This is a genomic window from Clostridium sp. BJN0013, from assembly GCF_040939125.1.
Taxonomy (GTDB): Bacteria; Bacillota; Clostridia; order Clostridiales; family Clostridiaceae; genus Clostridium_B.
Genome location: NZ_CP162495.1, coordinates 3,427,540 through 3,441,704, shown reverse-complemented (window position 1 = coordinate 3,441,704; position 14,165 = coordinate 3,427,540). Strand labels below are relative to the sequence as shown.

At 29.9% G+C, this 14,165-nt stretch carries 14 protein-coding genes; 8 read left to right on the top strand and 6 right to left on the bottom strand.

Annotated elements, in window-relative coordinates:
• Positions 1-434: 434 nt before the first annotated feature.
• Positions 435-851, bottom strand: a complete 417-nt coding sequence (locus AB3K27_RS17815; RefSeq protein ID WP_368488696.1) for a hypothetical protein — start codon at positions 849-851, stop codon at positions 435-437.
• Between the two features lie 409 nt (positions 852-1,260).
• Positions 1,261-2,139, bottom strand: coding sequence for a DMT family transporter (locus AB3K27_RS17810; RefSeq protein WP_368488695.1), 879 nt, complete (start codon positions 2,137-2,139; stop codon positions 1,261-1,263).
• 458 nt (positions 2,140-2,597) lie between these two features.
• Between AB3K27_RS17810 and AB3K27_RS17805 the strand changes: the two genes are divergently transcribed.
• Complete coding sequence (locus AB3K27_RS17805) at positions 2,598-4,058, top strand: aminoacyl-histidine dipeptidase (RefSeq protein WP_368488694.1); 1,461 nt, start codon at positions 2,598-2,600, stop codon at positions 4,056-4,058.
• A gap of 61 nt (positions 4,059-4,119) precedes the next feature.
• Here the strand turns inward: AB3K27_RS17805 and AB3K27_RS17800 are convergent, their stop codons facing one another.
• Together AB3K27_RS17800 and AB3K27_RS17795 are read right to left on the bottom strand one after the other, a co-directional pair.
• Entirely contained in the window at positions 4,120-4,488 is a 369-nt protein-coding gene (locus AB3K27_RS17800) for a DUF1634 domain-containing protein (RefSeq protein WP_368488693.1), read from the bottom strand.
• On the bottom strand, positions 4,488-5,327 hold the full coding sequence (locus tag AB3K27_RS17795) for a sulfite exporter TauE/SafE family protein (protein WP_368491274.1): 840 nt from the start codon (positions 5,325-5,327) through the stop codon (positions 4,488-4,490). Before AB3K27_RS17795 ends, AB3K27_RS17800 begins: the two co-directional genes overlap by 1 nt.
• Positions 5,328-5,447: 120 nt before the next feature.
• Here AB3K27_RS17795 and AB3K27_RS17790 point away from each other — a divergent pair, with 120 nt between their 5' ends.
• Positions 5,448-5,879 carry a hypothetical protein gene (locus AB3K27_RS17790; protein WP_368488692.1) on the top strand — a complete coding sequence of 144 codons (432 nt, stop codon included), beginning with the start codon at positions 5,448-5,450 and terminating at the stop codon, positions 5,877-5,879.
• 133 nt (positions 5,880-6,012) lie between these two features.
• Here the strand turns inward: AB3K27_RS17790 and AB3K27_RS17785 are convergent, their stop codons facing one another.
• Positions 6,013-7,329 carry an aminotransferase class V-fold PLP-dependent enzyme gene (locus AB3K27_RS17785; RefSeq protein WP_368488691.1) on the bottom strand — a complete coding sequence of 439 codons (1,317 nt, stop codon included), beginning with the start codon at positions 7,327-7,329 and terminating at the stop codon, positions 6,013-6,015.
• Positions 7,330-7,617: 288 nt separating this feature from the next.
• Here AB3K27_RS17785 and dhaL point away from each other — a divergent pair, with 288 nt between their 5' ends.
• From dhaL to sdaAA, 4 genes are all read left to right on the top strand, one after another.
• On the top strand, positions 7,618-8,271 hold the full coding sequence (dhaL, locus tag AB3K27_RS17780) for a dihydroxyacetone kinase subunit DhaL (RefSeq protein ID WP_368488690.1): 654 nt from the start codon (positions 7,618-7,620) through the stop codon (positions 8,269-8,271).
• Positions 8,272-8,305: 34 nt separating this feature from the next.
• Positions 8,306-8,704 (top strand): dihydroxyacetone kinase phosphoryl donor subunit DhaM, encoded by a 399-nt coding sequence (gene dhaM, locus AB3K27_RS17775; RefSeq protein ID WP_368488689.1) that lies wholly within the window; start codon positions 8,306-8,308, stop codon positions 8,702-8,704.
• Between the two features lie 86 nt (positions 8,705-8,790).
• Positions 8,791-9,474, top strand: a complete 684-nt coding sequence (gene sdaAB / locus AB3K27_RS17770; protein WP_368488688.1) for an L-serine ammonia-lyase, iron-sulfur-dependent subunit beta — start codon at positions 8,791-8,793, stop codon at positions 9,472-9,474.
• Position 9,475: 1 nt separating this feature from the next.
• Positions 9,476-10,354: an L-serine ammonia-lyase, iron-sulfur-dependent, subunit alpha gene (sdaAA, locus tag AB3K27_RS17765; protein ID WP_368488687.1), complete on the top strand. Its 879-nt coding sequence runs from the start codon at positions 9,476-9,478 to the stop codon at positions 10,352-10,354.
• A 105-nt stretch (positions 10,355-10,459) separates the two neighbouring features.
• On the opposite strand, the gene AB3K27_RS17760 is transcribed toward sdaAA, so the two are convergent.
• Positions 10,460-10,663, bottom strand: a complete 204-nt coding sequence (locus AB3K27_RS17760; RefSeq protein WP_368488686.1) for a cold-shock protein — start codon at positions 10,661-10,663, stop codon at positions 10,460-10,462.
• A 220-nt stretch (positions 10,664-10,883) separates the two neighbouring features.
• Between AB3K27_RS17760 and AB3K27_RS17755 the strand changes: the two genes are divergently transcribed.
• Both AB3K27_RS17755 and thrC read left to right on the top strand, forming a co-directional pair.
• Complete coding sequence (locus AB3K27_RS17755; RefSeq protein ID WP_368488685.1) at positions 10,884-12,059, top strand: MFS transporter; 1,176 nt, start codon at positions 10,884-10,886, stop codon at positions 12,057-12,059.
• A gap of 140 nt (positions 12,060-12,199) precedes the next feature.
• Positions 12,200-13,690, top strand: coding sequence for a threonine synthase (gene thrC, locus AB3K27_RS17750; RefSeq protein WP_368488684.1), 1,491 nt, complete (start codon positions 12,200-12,202; stop codon positions 13,688-13,690).
• Positions 13,691-14,165 lie beyond the last annotated feature (475 nt).

Here is a 14,165-nt window from a genome sequence, read left to right as displayed (position 1 = left end):
ACTTGGTGTGAAACGTGAAGGGAGTTATAAAAATAGCTGGTTTGGCATTTGGTATTAATATACTAGAAAAATCAAAAAACAATTAAAGGATTTACAAACTAAGATTGAAATTTTAAAATATGATAATATTAAAGCGTTAGACTAGGAATATAAAAATAAAATTGATACAATGGTTGGGATAGTACAAGAATACAAAAGTTATAAAGTTACAAACTAAGAAATGAATAAATTATTGGTAAATTTACAGGCAAAAAAATACTGAGAATGTGGTCAAGATGTCACGTCAATTAAAGAAAGATTAGAGATCAAAAAAGATAAAGAATTATTAGAGTTAAAAATGCACCTATTCATAAAGTGCATTTTTAACTAAAAGCATAATTTTCCTTTGACTAAAGTTTATATATTTACTTAAAATTTTTTAAATTTAATAAACTTTATTTAGAGGGATTATGTGGTTTTATATTATGAGTCTGATTATTATGTGCCGGTATTTGCCAACTAGGCCCCCAACCACTAAATGCATTTAATATAGACACTGCTTGATTTTGTGTTATAGTTCCTGCTGCAACTAAAGCATCTAATTGAGCCTTAAAAGTTTCTCTGGTTGTTATTTTATTATTATAATATAGGTTCAATATTATATTTTCCTGACTTGGACTTATAGTTCCTGATGCTACTAATCCATCTAATTTAGTTTCAAAGTTTTCAAAAGAATAATAAGATTTGTAAACTATACTGGCCTTTGCATTATTAACAGAAGATGCTTGTACCGTTGTAGCAACCCCTGTATTTACTAGCAGTGGTGCTGCAAGTACTAAAGCTGAAAGTAATTTGTATCTTGTTTTTAACATTTCTAATACCTCCTAAAATTTTTTATTATACAGTAATGTTTTTTAAGTCTTTCTTTTATTTAAGTTTCTTTTCAATACAAATTATAATTAAGGATTATGACTATGATATGACATAGTAATGTGAAATTTGTGTAATTTGATATAGTAGATAAAATTTATAAAAATTCGGGTAAAAAGTTTATGTTCCAATTTATATATAAATTGGAACATAAATACAAGTAAAAATCTGTTGAGATTAGTTTTGTAGATAAAAATAAAATTAACATATCTTCAGATACAAAATCAAAGTGAGGTATAGGAGTTGTTACGCGCCTAAATAAGTTCTTCTAAGAAAATCATTCCTTATGAGAAAATTTCACTTTAATCTAAGAATCATTTAGGAAAATATGCTTAAGATGGTATAATACTATTATTTATTTACAGATATATTAAAATCCATTTCTGCAATTATTACAGATAAAAATATTATACTTGATCCCAACATCATATTTAAAGTAAATACTTCTTTTAAAAATATTATTGAAAAAATAGCACCAAATACAGATTCAAGAGATAATAGTATACCTACATGATTAGGATTAGTATATTTTTGAGCTATATTTTGAATTAAAAAAGCTATCATGGTACTGAAAACTATCAAATATAAAAGCGAGAATAAGGCATTTTTTGGTATTTGACTCAAATTAGGCTCGAATATACCGGCAAATATAATGGAAAGAATGCCAGCCGAAAACATCTGCAATACAGATAGTATTATAGGATTTGATTTTCTAGCAAAACAGGCTATGGAAATTATATGGGATGCAAATAATACTGCACTTAAAAGGGTAAGCCAGTCACCAATATTCATATCTAAATGCATGCCAGGTTTTAAGCTTAGAATAAATATTCCTATAAGAGAAACTATTGCAGAAACTAAGGCATTTAATTTTGGTTTTGTCTTGAATACTCTCCAGTATATAAATGGAAGTATAATTACATAAACTGAAGTTAAAAAAGATTGTTTGCTTGCAGTAGTATAATTAAGCCCTATAGTTTGGGCGGCAAAGGCTAAAAATAAAAATATGCCTATTACAAAACCACGAACAATATCTTCTATAGATGTTTTTATAATTATTTTAAAAAATATAGCCGAAATTAAAATTCCGGCACAAATAAATCTTATAGCCATCATATAAAAAGGAGTTATATTATTTAAAGCATTTTTAGTGGCAGTATAGCCTCCTCCCCATAACATGGCTGCAAATAATAAAGATAAATCTGCTATTATGGTTTTAGACATTTTCATTTGTATACCTCATTTAAATAAAGTGTTTGGATATTTTAAATTGTTTTTTCATATATTATACAATTATATTTTAGATATATTTATATTTTATGTCAAATGCTCCAATTAAGGATTTATCTAAAGAACACCTCTTTATAAGTTTTTCTAAGGCTAGATGGAAAAAGGCATTCTTAATGAGTAAACTCCACCTGGACCTAAAAATTACTTGATATGCTATATAACTATAAAATGGTTTTCTTTAAGTGGTATAATGTAAGTATACTTTATTAAGTATATTGTTGTATGTTTCAATTTTATCCTAAGGTTACCAGTGCAATAACCTCCATTTTCTTTAAAGTAGAGGTAAGCGATGTTGTGTCTAAGGATAAATTCTTCTGAGGTTTAAATGGAAAAAACCTTTATTTGAATTTAAGGAAAACTTAATAAAATTATTATTACCCTAGGAAAGGATGATTAATATGAGTGGAGTATTACAGGATATTGAACCAATTGAAGTATTCAAATACTTTGAGGAAATTAGCAGCATACCCAGAGAATCAGGAAATGAAAAAGAAATAAGTGATTATTTAGTTTCTTTTGCAAAACAGTATAATTTAGAAGCTATACAGGATAAAGAATTAAATGTAGTCATAAGGAAAAAAGGGACTGAAGGATTTGAAAATAGTCCAGGTGTAATACTACAGGGACATATGGATATGGTATGTGAAAAAAATTCAGGAGTAGAGCATGATTTTACTAAGGATCCACTAAAGTTAAAGGTAGTAGATGACATGATATATGCTACAGGTACCACTCTTGGAGGAGATGATGGTATAGCGGTTGCAATGGGGCTTGCTATTTTAGCTTCTAAGAATATACCTCATCCTCCAATGGAATTATTGGTTACTACCTCTGAAGAAACTGGTATGAATGGAGCTGTAGCATTAGATCCCCAAAATATAAAAGGAAAAATTCTTATAAATATAGATTCAGAGGAAGAAGGGGTATTACTTGTAAGTTGTGCTGGGGGATGTTCAGCTAAAGCAAGTATTCCCATAAACTGGGATAATCCAGATAAAAGTGATAAAGTTTTTTCAATAAAAATTAAAGGTTTAAAAGGTGGCCATTCTGGTGCAGAAATACACAAGGGTAGGGCAAATGCAAATAAGATTATGGCACGTGTACTCAAAAACCTGAAGGAGGATACAGATTTTAAAATATATAAGATAGAGGGAGGAACTAAACATAATGTTATAGCTTCTGATTCAGAAGCTATTATAGTATTATGTTCTAAATACGAATCTATAGTGAAAGATAAGGTGACAATGTTAGAAAAAGTTTTAAAAGATGAATTTAAAACCTCAGATTCAGATTTGAAGATAGAAGTACAATCTATAGATATATTACCGGAAAAGGTTATGTCTAATGATACTACAGAAAATGTAATTAATTTTATGTATTTAATTCCTAATGGAGTCCAAAGTATGAGTATGGATATAGAAGGACTTGTAGAGAGCTCACTAAATTTAGGTACAGTTGTAACTAGGGAGAATAGTGTGGAGTGTCTAAGTTCAATAAGGAGCTCTGTGAGAAGTTTAAGAGATAATATATTTAGTGTCATATTGACTATAGGAAATTTTACAAAGGCTAAAGTGGTAGCTGAATCAAGTTATCCAGAATGGAAATATAGAGATGATTCTAAAATAAGAGAGGTTATGGTAGGAGTATATGAGAGATTATTTGGGAAAAAACCAGTAATAAGTGCAATTCATGCGGGACTTGAATGTGGAATTTTTTCAGAAAAATTTAATGATGAATTAGATATGATATCCATGGGACCTAATATTTTGGATATTCATAGTCCAGATGAACACTTAAGCATATCTTCTACACAGAGAATATGGAAGTATTTATTAGAGGTGTTAAAAGAACTTAAATAGATTTTAAGATATCCTCCAACTTTTCTAGCTGGAGGATAAGCATTTAAAACTATAAATTGACTCATCTTGCTGTAAAAAAACTTAATATAAGTATTAAAAGTACTAATGTGGTGATTTTTACATATAAAAAGTCTTTTTCTTTTAAAAATACTAGTATAGATATTGCCACACGCAGCATAGGTATCAATATTAAGGACAATAACCCTAACATTATAATGGCATAGGGTTTTAAATAGATGCTGTCTTTTAATATTTCCAAAGGAGAGGTGGGATAATAATTTGGTGAATATCCTGTATAACCTAATGTCAAAAACATTATAAGACCTGTAAGGATTATAATTGAACTTAGTATTATTCCTATTCTTAAAAATATTCCTATTATTAATTCTATATTATGTACATTTTTTTCATTACTGGTATGATCCTTCATCATTTACCTCCTAATCCTTTTAATATCATTTGTATTGAAATATAAATAAGAAAAGGCACAAATATTTTTCTGATAGTTTTGCTTTTCATATTTTCCATAATTCTAGCGCCTATTGTGGCACCTAATAAAACTCCAAGGGCAACTGGAGCAGAAATTTTAGGGTCAATTTCTCCTCTTGAAAGATATATTCCTGCACTGGCAGTGGCAGTAACACCCATCATAAAATTACTGGTGGCACTGGAAACTTTTAGAGGTAATTTCATGAATAAATCCATAGCCATAACTTTAAAACTTCCACTTCCAATTCCAAGGAGGCCTGAAATAATTCCAGCACCATACATTACTCCAAATCCTGAAGGGACTCCGGATACTTTGTATGATATATCCTCATTTAAAAATTTATCATGATATTGTCCATTTAGTTTAAGTTTTTCTGCAAGAGGGTGAGCCTGAATAATTTCAGTGGATTCCATCCTACCTTTTTTAAACATGGCAAAGGCAGAATATAGAAGAAGTATACCAAATAAAAAATAGAGATAATATGGATTTATAATTCCACCCAGAAAAGCACCTGTTGTAGCACCTAGGGTAGTAGCTATTTCAAGAAACATTCCAATTCTTATATTGGTTAATTTATCTCTTATGTAGGCTACAGCAGAACCGCTGGAGGTAGCGATTACTGATATTAAGCTGGCACCTATAGCGTATTTTATATCTATACCAAACAAAATAGTAAGAGCAGGAGTAATTATAGTTCCACCACCTAGGCCTAATATGGATCCAACTATGCCTGCAAGTATAGATATAATAAAAATCTGTAATATTAAAAGTGACAATATATCATCTCCTATGTTGAATAAATTTTATTTTTCAAGTATTATTATAACAAGGAATATGTACTTGGTATATTTAAAAACATGAAAGTATCAAAAATATATGGAGGTAAGGGATAGTTTATAATGAATGACAAAAGTTTGAATTTTAATATTAAAATATTGTTTTTTGTAGCAGCTTTGACTGCAGCATATTTTTATGTGGATAAATTAGAAATTATTGCTTTGATTCCTCTGGCACTATGTATATATGATGGATATTATATATTTTTTAAAGTTAAAAATAGGGACGGACTTAAAATATTTTTCATAATAACTACTGTTTTAGCATTAATTTTTATGCTCCATATTGTAGTAGTTTATGGAATATCAAACCCAATTCCGATAATACTTATATTTATTATGACCAATTTATTTTTTATATATAATCTTATACTATACTTTTACAGAAGATATGGTAAAATGAACCTTATATTTATATTTTTAGGGTGGATTATATGTGACAGTACTCCAATAATTATGTTATTTATATTGTCTGCAGGACTTTCTGGTAAATGATAGGTATTAAAGATCTAAGGTATACTATGGAACTTGTGAATTTAATTACACATTAATTATCTTTTAATAATGCAAAAAATTATAATACAACATATTCTGTTGAAATATATGTTGTATTATAAAGACAAATTTATTATATTATAGTACTTTTGTTTTTAATTATCTTTTTTAAGGTATTAATTAAAATATCCACCTCATTATAAGTATTATATAATCCAAAACTTAATCTAACCATACCGGGACGGAAATCATTATAGTTATATTTAAAATAATTTATTTCATCCGGAGAAAGTTTCAAAAGTCTTTGTACATAGGGGTGAGCACAAAAACATCCACTTCTTACTGCAATGCCACTAAGGCTTGAAAGAAGCTTTGCAGTGGTTTCGTGATGAATGCCTTTTATATTAAAAGGCAATATGGCAACTTTATCACAATTGGGCTTTATATCACCATAAAAAATAATATCTGGAAGTTTCATCATTTTGTTTAAAGCATAATTATAAAGCTGCATTTCTTTATTATCTATGGCATCCATACCTAGTTTATTTAATACTTTTATTGCAGCTGTGAGGGCTATTACTCCTATTACATTAGGAGTTCCGGCTTCATTTTTTTCAGGAGGGTCAGCCCAAAGTACATAATCATCTGTTACCAGTTTTATTGTACCACCTCCACTGTATTCTGGATCTATATTATTCTGAAAGGTTTTTTTGGGGCCTATCAGTACACCTATGCCAAAAGGAGCATACATTTTGTGGGCAGAAAAAGCTAGATAGTCAATACACTCTTCCTTTAATGGACGATTCATATATATGGGATAATGAGCTACAGTTTGCGCACCATCTACAAGAATTTCTGCTCCAAAGCTGTGGGCAATTTTTGCTATTTCATATATTGGATTTTTATAGCCTGTTACATTGGAAGCTCCTGCTATACATACTAGTTTGATTTTACCGTTATGCTTTTTTAATTTATATTTTAAATCTGATAAATTTAATTTCCCAAGCTCGTCCAATTCCACATAATCTACTTTAAATTTATGTCTCCAGGGCAAATCATTAGAATGATGTTCCATTCGAGTGGTCAATATAATTGAATCCTTATATAAGTCGTTGAAAATGTAGGATAATTTATTTATAGCCTCTGTAGTATTTTTCACATAAATCACTGTATTTTCTTTGCTGTCGCAGTGGACAAAATTACATATAGTATTTCTTGAAAGTTCATAAGCTTCAGAGGAAAATTGAGATTTAAAACCAGTTCCTCTATGAATTGAGGAATAATATGGTGAAAAATCATTTATTTTTTTTAAAACATAGTTAAAAGGTGGAGTAGTAGCTGCGTTATCAAAATTTATGGCAGTTACAAATTTATTATTTTTTAAAGGAATTTTTGCATTTACGCCCGTTATAAGTCCTCTGTAGCCGTAATTTATTTCACCATAGGACAATTGAAATCACTTCCTGTTAGCTTTATTATAATAAGTAAAAGTATTTAAAAAGTATAGTTGGCGTACTTTTACTTCTATTTATATTATGTAGCTGTAATTATAAATGTACCAAATTATTTTTTTATTTTATGAATAAAACATTGCACATTTTTTATATTTCTTATATATTATATGTAACAAATATAAAGAGGATATTATGATGGTGAGATAGTATAGCTGTAAACGATAACGTAGCTGCTAAAAATGGCTATTTATATAAAATATAAATGTAGAAGGAGATACATATATATGAGCATAAATGGAGTACAGGTAATAGGAATAATAAATAGAATGGCTACATTGATAAATGAAAATGTAGATTATTTAACTGAACTTGATGCAGCTATAGGAGATGGAGATCATGGCTTGAATTTGGACAAGGGATTTACGGCTGTGATAAGAAAACTAAGGGATAAGGATCTAAGCGATGTGGGATATATTCTTAAAAAAGTTGGCATGATTTTGGTATCAAATACAGGAGGAGCGTCAGGTTCTCTTTATGGTACTGCTTTTATAAGAGCAGGTATGACAGTAGAGGGAAAACAAACTGTGGATATAAATGATTTTTTAAAAATGCTTGAACAAGCTTTATCTGGGATTAAAATGAGAGGGAGAGGAAGGCTTGGAGGTAAGACTATGATAGATGCCATAGAACCAGCGGTGAACTCTTTAAGATATTCTATAAGTAAAGGATTAGATAGTATACAATCTCTTGAGAATGTAAAAAATGCTGCTTTTAAAGGGGCAAAGAGCACTGAAAGTATAATTTGTAAAAATGGAAAAGCCAGTTATCTGGGAGAAAAAAGCATAGGGTATCCAGACCCTGGAGCTACATCCAGTTATCTTATATTGAATGCTGTTTATGAAGGAGTTAAAAAACTATGTGCAGTAGAAAAGAGTTAATTTAGTTAACTAAATTTATTAGGAGGTTATTTTAATGGTTGGCGTTGTAATCGTATCCCATAGTAGTGAAATTGCTAGAGGAGTAAAAAATCTGGTTGAGCAAATTTCTCCAGATAGTAATGTAGCATCTGCTGGAGGTACAAAAGATGGCAGACTTGGTACTGATGCATGTAAGATAAAAAGTGCTATAGAAAAGGTTTATAGTGAAGATGGAGTGCTAATATTATTTGATTTAGGCAGTGCATATATGAATGCGGAGATGGCAATTGAATTTTTAGATAAGAGTATGCAATCTAAGGTTCAAATAATAAATGGGGCACTGGTAGAATCAGCACTAATAGCTGTAGTAGATGCCAGTATAGGTAAAAGTATAGAAGAAATAAAGGAACATTTAAAATGTATGTGTATAGATAAAATGCCCTTACCAAATTAATAGTATAATATGACTTATTTTATGTAAATTAATATAGTATACTAATTTTAAATATAAAGCTTCCAGTGAAGGGGTTGGTTTAAATTATGAGGGAATATAGTGTTTTTGATATTTTAGGACCTATTATGATAGGTCCTTCAAGTTCTCATACAGCAGGGGCGGCAAAATTGGCCAAAGTTGCAGAAGTTATTGCAGGAGGTAACATTTCAAAAGTTCAGTTTTTACTTCATGGTTCTTTTGCCAAAATTTATAAAGGACACGGTACAGATAAAGCACTAGTTGCTGGAATATTAGGTATGAGTCCATGGGATGAAAATTTAAAGAATTCTATGAAAATAGCAGAGAAAAGAGGTATTTCCATAGAATTTATAGAAAAGGATTTAGGAGATGTACATCCAAATACAGTTAAATTTATTATAACTAAAAAAAATGGCGAAGTATCACAAATAATGGGCTCCTCTATAGGAGGGGGTAATATAGTAATAAATGAAGTGGATAAGGATAAAATAGAATTTACAGGAGTTTATCCTACTATACTTATAAATCATTTAGATATGCCAGGTATGGTTGCCAGAGTATCGGAAATACTTTATATACATAAAATAAATATAGCTTTTATGAAAGTATATAGAAAAAGTATAAAAGGCTCCAGAGCAGTTATGGTATTTGAAGTGGATGATTTTATTGTGCAAGATGTAGTGGATGAAATAGAAAATATACCTAATATATATAAGGTAAGGGCTATAAATCCTGTAAATGAGGAGGAGTAATATGGTTGATACCGGCAGTGAATTAATAGATATATGCAGTAAAAAGAAGATAAAAATATGGGAATATGTAATTGGAGAAGAAATGAAATCAGAGAATAGAAGTAGAGAAGAAGTTTTTAAGGCCATGACAAAAAATTTTTATGTGATGAAAGATTCTGCAGAGTATGGGTTAACTCATAAAATGAAATCTATAAGTGGACTTACAGGAGGAGATGCCTATAAATTAAATAAATATTATGAAAGGGGAGAAACTCTTACAGGCAAGTATATGGTAAAGGCTATGGCAAGAGCTTTATCTTGTTCAGAGGTAAATGCTGCTATGGGGAAAGTTGTGGCGGCACCTACAGCCGGTTCCTGCGGGATAATCCCAGGAGCAATAATAACTGCAGGAGAAATACTAGATAAAAAAGATGAGGATATGATTAGGGGATTGTTTACTGCTTCTGGAGTAGGTATAATAATAGCTAAAAATGCCAGTATGTCCGGGGCAGAAGGTGGATGCCAGGCAGAATGTGGTTCTGCGGCAGCCATGGCAGCGGCAGGAATAGTTGAAATTATGGGGGGTACTCCCAAACAAGCATTAGATGCTGCTGCTATAGTAATAAAAAATATAATGGGTTTAGTATGTGACCCGGTGGCAGGGCTTGTAGAAATTCCCTGTGCCAAGCGAAATGTGGGTGGAACAGTGAGTGCGTTAACTACAGCAGATATGGTTATGGCAGGAGTCTGCAGTAACATTCCTTTTGATAATACTGTTTTGGCCATGTATAAAGTGGGAAAGCAATTACCCTGTGAATTAAGGGAAACGGCTCTTGGAGGGGTTGCAGTTACAGATACAGGGCTTAAATTGAAGGAAAAAGTTCTAGGGAATAATATATAAGAATTAAAAGCTATTTCTAAAAATGAAAAACCACCTTTTAAAATAAAGGTGGTTAAAACATTCGTTCATTTATGTTAAGATGTTTTATTATGCTATAAAATTATATTATAATTTTACAACATTAGCAGCTTGAAGACCCTTTGGTCCTTCTTCAACATCAAATTGAACTTTCTGACCTTCTTCTAAGTTCTTTCTTGACTCATTACTCTGAATTGCAGTGAAGTGTACGAATACATCATTTTCACCTGGGACTTCAATAAATCCAAATCCTTTCTCAGAGTTAAACCATTTTACTGTTCCTGTTTTCATTTATTATCCTCCTAAGATAAAACACTTATAATTGATATATCTTAATTTCGTATATAGGTGTTTATTAATTATTGATTATATTAGTATATCATAAAGAAATAAAATTAACAACATATTTTAAAGTATTTATTTCTATTATTGGTATTTAGTAAAAACATTATACATTAGATTTATGATATAATCGAAATAAATTTTATCAGCATTTATGGAGGAATTTATCATGGAACATAAAGAAATATATCATAAGAGTATAGATTCCAGACTTGTTTGGATTATGGCTATAATTTGTGGAGTAACGGTAGCAAATCTATATTACAATCAGCCTTTGCTTGGAGATTTATCTAGAAGCCTCAATGTACCTACAAAGGATATAGGTTTAGTATCTACTTTTACTCAAATAGGTTATGGAATGGGAATGTTTTTTATAATACCTTTGGGTGATATCATAGAAAGAAAAGGAATGATTTTAAAATTATTATTGGCTTCTGCAATATCTTTACTTTTATTTGCTTCTTGTAAAGATGCGAAGGTTCTTATTGGCTGTAGTTTTTTAGTTGGATTTACAACAGTAATTCCTCAACTTATAGTGCCTTTTGCAGCAGAACTTTCATCACCTGAAGAAAGGGGGCGGGTTTTAGGAACTGTTTTAAGCGGGCTTTTAGCAGGTATTTTATTAGCTCGCACTATAAGTGGATTTATAGGAACTTTTTTAGGATGGAGAAGTATGTATTATATTGCCACTATACTTATGATTATTTTATATGTAGCAGTAATTAAATTTTTACCTAAAAGTCAGCCCCTATCCAAGGAATCTTATAAAAATATACTTATTTCTTTAAAGGATATAATTAAGAAAGAACCCCTGCTTAGAGAGGCATCTCTAAGTGGCGCTATGATGTTTGGAGCTTTCAGTATATTTTGGACAACTATTATATTTTTTTTAGAATCACCCAATTATAATATGGGAAGTAAAGCTGCAGGGTTATTTAGTTTAATTGGTATATCTGGGGTAATTGCTGCTCCTATTATAGGTAGTTTTAGTGATAAGAAAGGAACTAAATTTACTGTAGGTATTTCTATTTTTTTTGCTGCAGCAGGATTTGTAATATTTTTTATATTTGGACATAAGATTATAGGACTTATAATTGGATTAATATTATTAGATCTTGGTACCCAATCAGGTCAGGTTTCAAATCAAACCCGTGTACATAGTCTTTCTCCAGAAGCCAGAAATAGATTGAATACGGTTTTTATGGTTGCTTATTTTATCGGGGGAGCATTGGGCTCTTTTATAGGTACTTATAGCTGGAATTTATACGGCTGGACGGGAGTATGTATATCAGGACTGACTTTCTTATTTATTGCTCTAATTAATCATGTAATTACTATTAAGTGATCCAGAAATTCAGATGAAGTTTGCTCATAGTAGTAAGAATATATTTCGATTATAATTTTCAAGTTATATATCATATGTTATTATATATATTAATATGTGTTAATTACATGGTGTTATAATTTTAGGAGGAGTGATATATTTTGAAGGAGATTTATTATACTAGTACCAGAGGTTTAAATAAAAATTTTACTGCATCCAGCGCAATATTAAATGGAATATCAGAGGATGGGGGATTGTTTGTTCCAGATACCATACCTTTTATAGATGAAGAGGAATTAAAAAAACTTAAGGATATGACTTACAAGGAATTGGCCTTGTGTATAATTGAAAAATTCTTTACAGATTTTAGTAAAGAAGAATTAGAAAAATGCATAGATTTAGCCTATGATAATAAATTTGAATCAGAGAAAATAGTTTCTTTGGAAAAGGTTGGGGATGTATTTTGTCTGGAATTATTTCATGGCCCCACTTTAGCTTTTAAGGATATGGCACTATGTCTTCTACCACATTTGATGAAGACTGCTGCTAAAAAACAGAAACTACATAAAGAAATAGTAATACTTACAGCTACATCCGGAGATACGGGAAAGGCTGCTTTGGAGGGGTTTGCAAATATAGAGGGAACTAAAATAGTAGTATTTTTCCCGGAACAGGGAGTAAGCAAGATTCAGAAAAAGCAGATGGTTACCCAGCAGGGAAAAAATACAAAGGTTATAGGTATAAAAGGAAATTTTGATGATGCTCAAAGCGAAGTAAAGAAAATTTTCAATGATCATGAATTAAAAGAAGAACTAGATAAGAATTCCTATATGTTTTCCTCTGCCAATTCTATAAATATTGGAAGGCTTGTTCCTCAGATAGTTTATTATTTTTATGGATATATGGAACTTTTAAGAAGAGGAGAAATAGACTTTGGAGATAAAATAAATTTTTCTGTTCCTACAGGAAACTTTGGCAATATACTTGCAGCTTATTATGCTAAAAATATGGGACTTCCAATTAATAAACTCATATGTGCGTCAAATGAAAATAAGGTACTTTACGATTTCTTTAAAAGTGGAACTTATGATGCAGAAAGAGAATTTATTTTAACCATATCCCCTTCTATGGATATACTTATATCCAGTAATCTCGAGAGGCTTATATATGATATAAGTGGCAGGGATTCCTCAGTTGTAAATAAATTAATGACAAATTTAAATGGACACAATAAGTATACAATTAGTGAAAATATGAAAGATGAATTAGGGATATTTTATGGGGGATTTGCGGGTGAAGAAGAAACTTTGCAGTGTATAAAAGATACTTTTAATACATACCATTATCTTATGGATACCCATACTTCTGTTGCATATTCTGTTTATAAAAATTATTTAAGGGATACCTGTGATAATACAAAGACTATAGTGGTTTCAACAGCAAGTCCATTTAAGTTCACCAAATCTGTAATGAGTGCTTTGGACACTAAGTATAGTGCCGACGAAGATATGGAACTTGTGGAAGTGATGAGTAAAATTGCATCACTTGAAATTCCAGCACCTATAAGAAAATTGGAAGATAGTAAAGTTGTTCATAATACTGTATGTAAGAGAGAAGATATGAAGGAAGAAATTAGAAAATTTTTATTATAATTGATTGTATAATGAAATAATATTTGATTTACCAGATAATTCTATATTTTTATTTGGTAAATTCTTTTTTAATCAATTATTTATAAAATTATGTTATGATTTTTACTCGGTTATAGTTGTATTGTCAATAAACTTTAATATAAAGATTTAAGTAGAAATTACTAGAATTTTGGAGAATAAAGTCGTAAATACTCTGTTAATTTAATATAAAAAATCTATTAGGTATCCATTATAAGTAGTATAATGTGAAATTAAGAGGTATAATTGTAATATAAATTTTAATTTTATTATATATTATTTTAAATAAGCTGTTTAAGTGGTATAAATTATTAAGAATAATTTAGATAATATTATATATACTTATAAGGAAAAATTTTCTTGTGAATAGATACTTTTATAAGTATAATTATAGAATATAATAATTTTTATGACTATATTAATTATCCAATAGTTTAATTTATCAATAGTTTTAAAT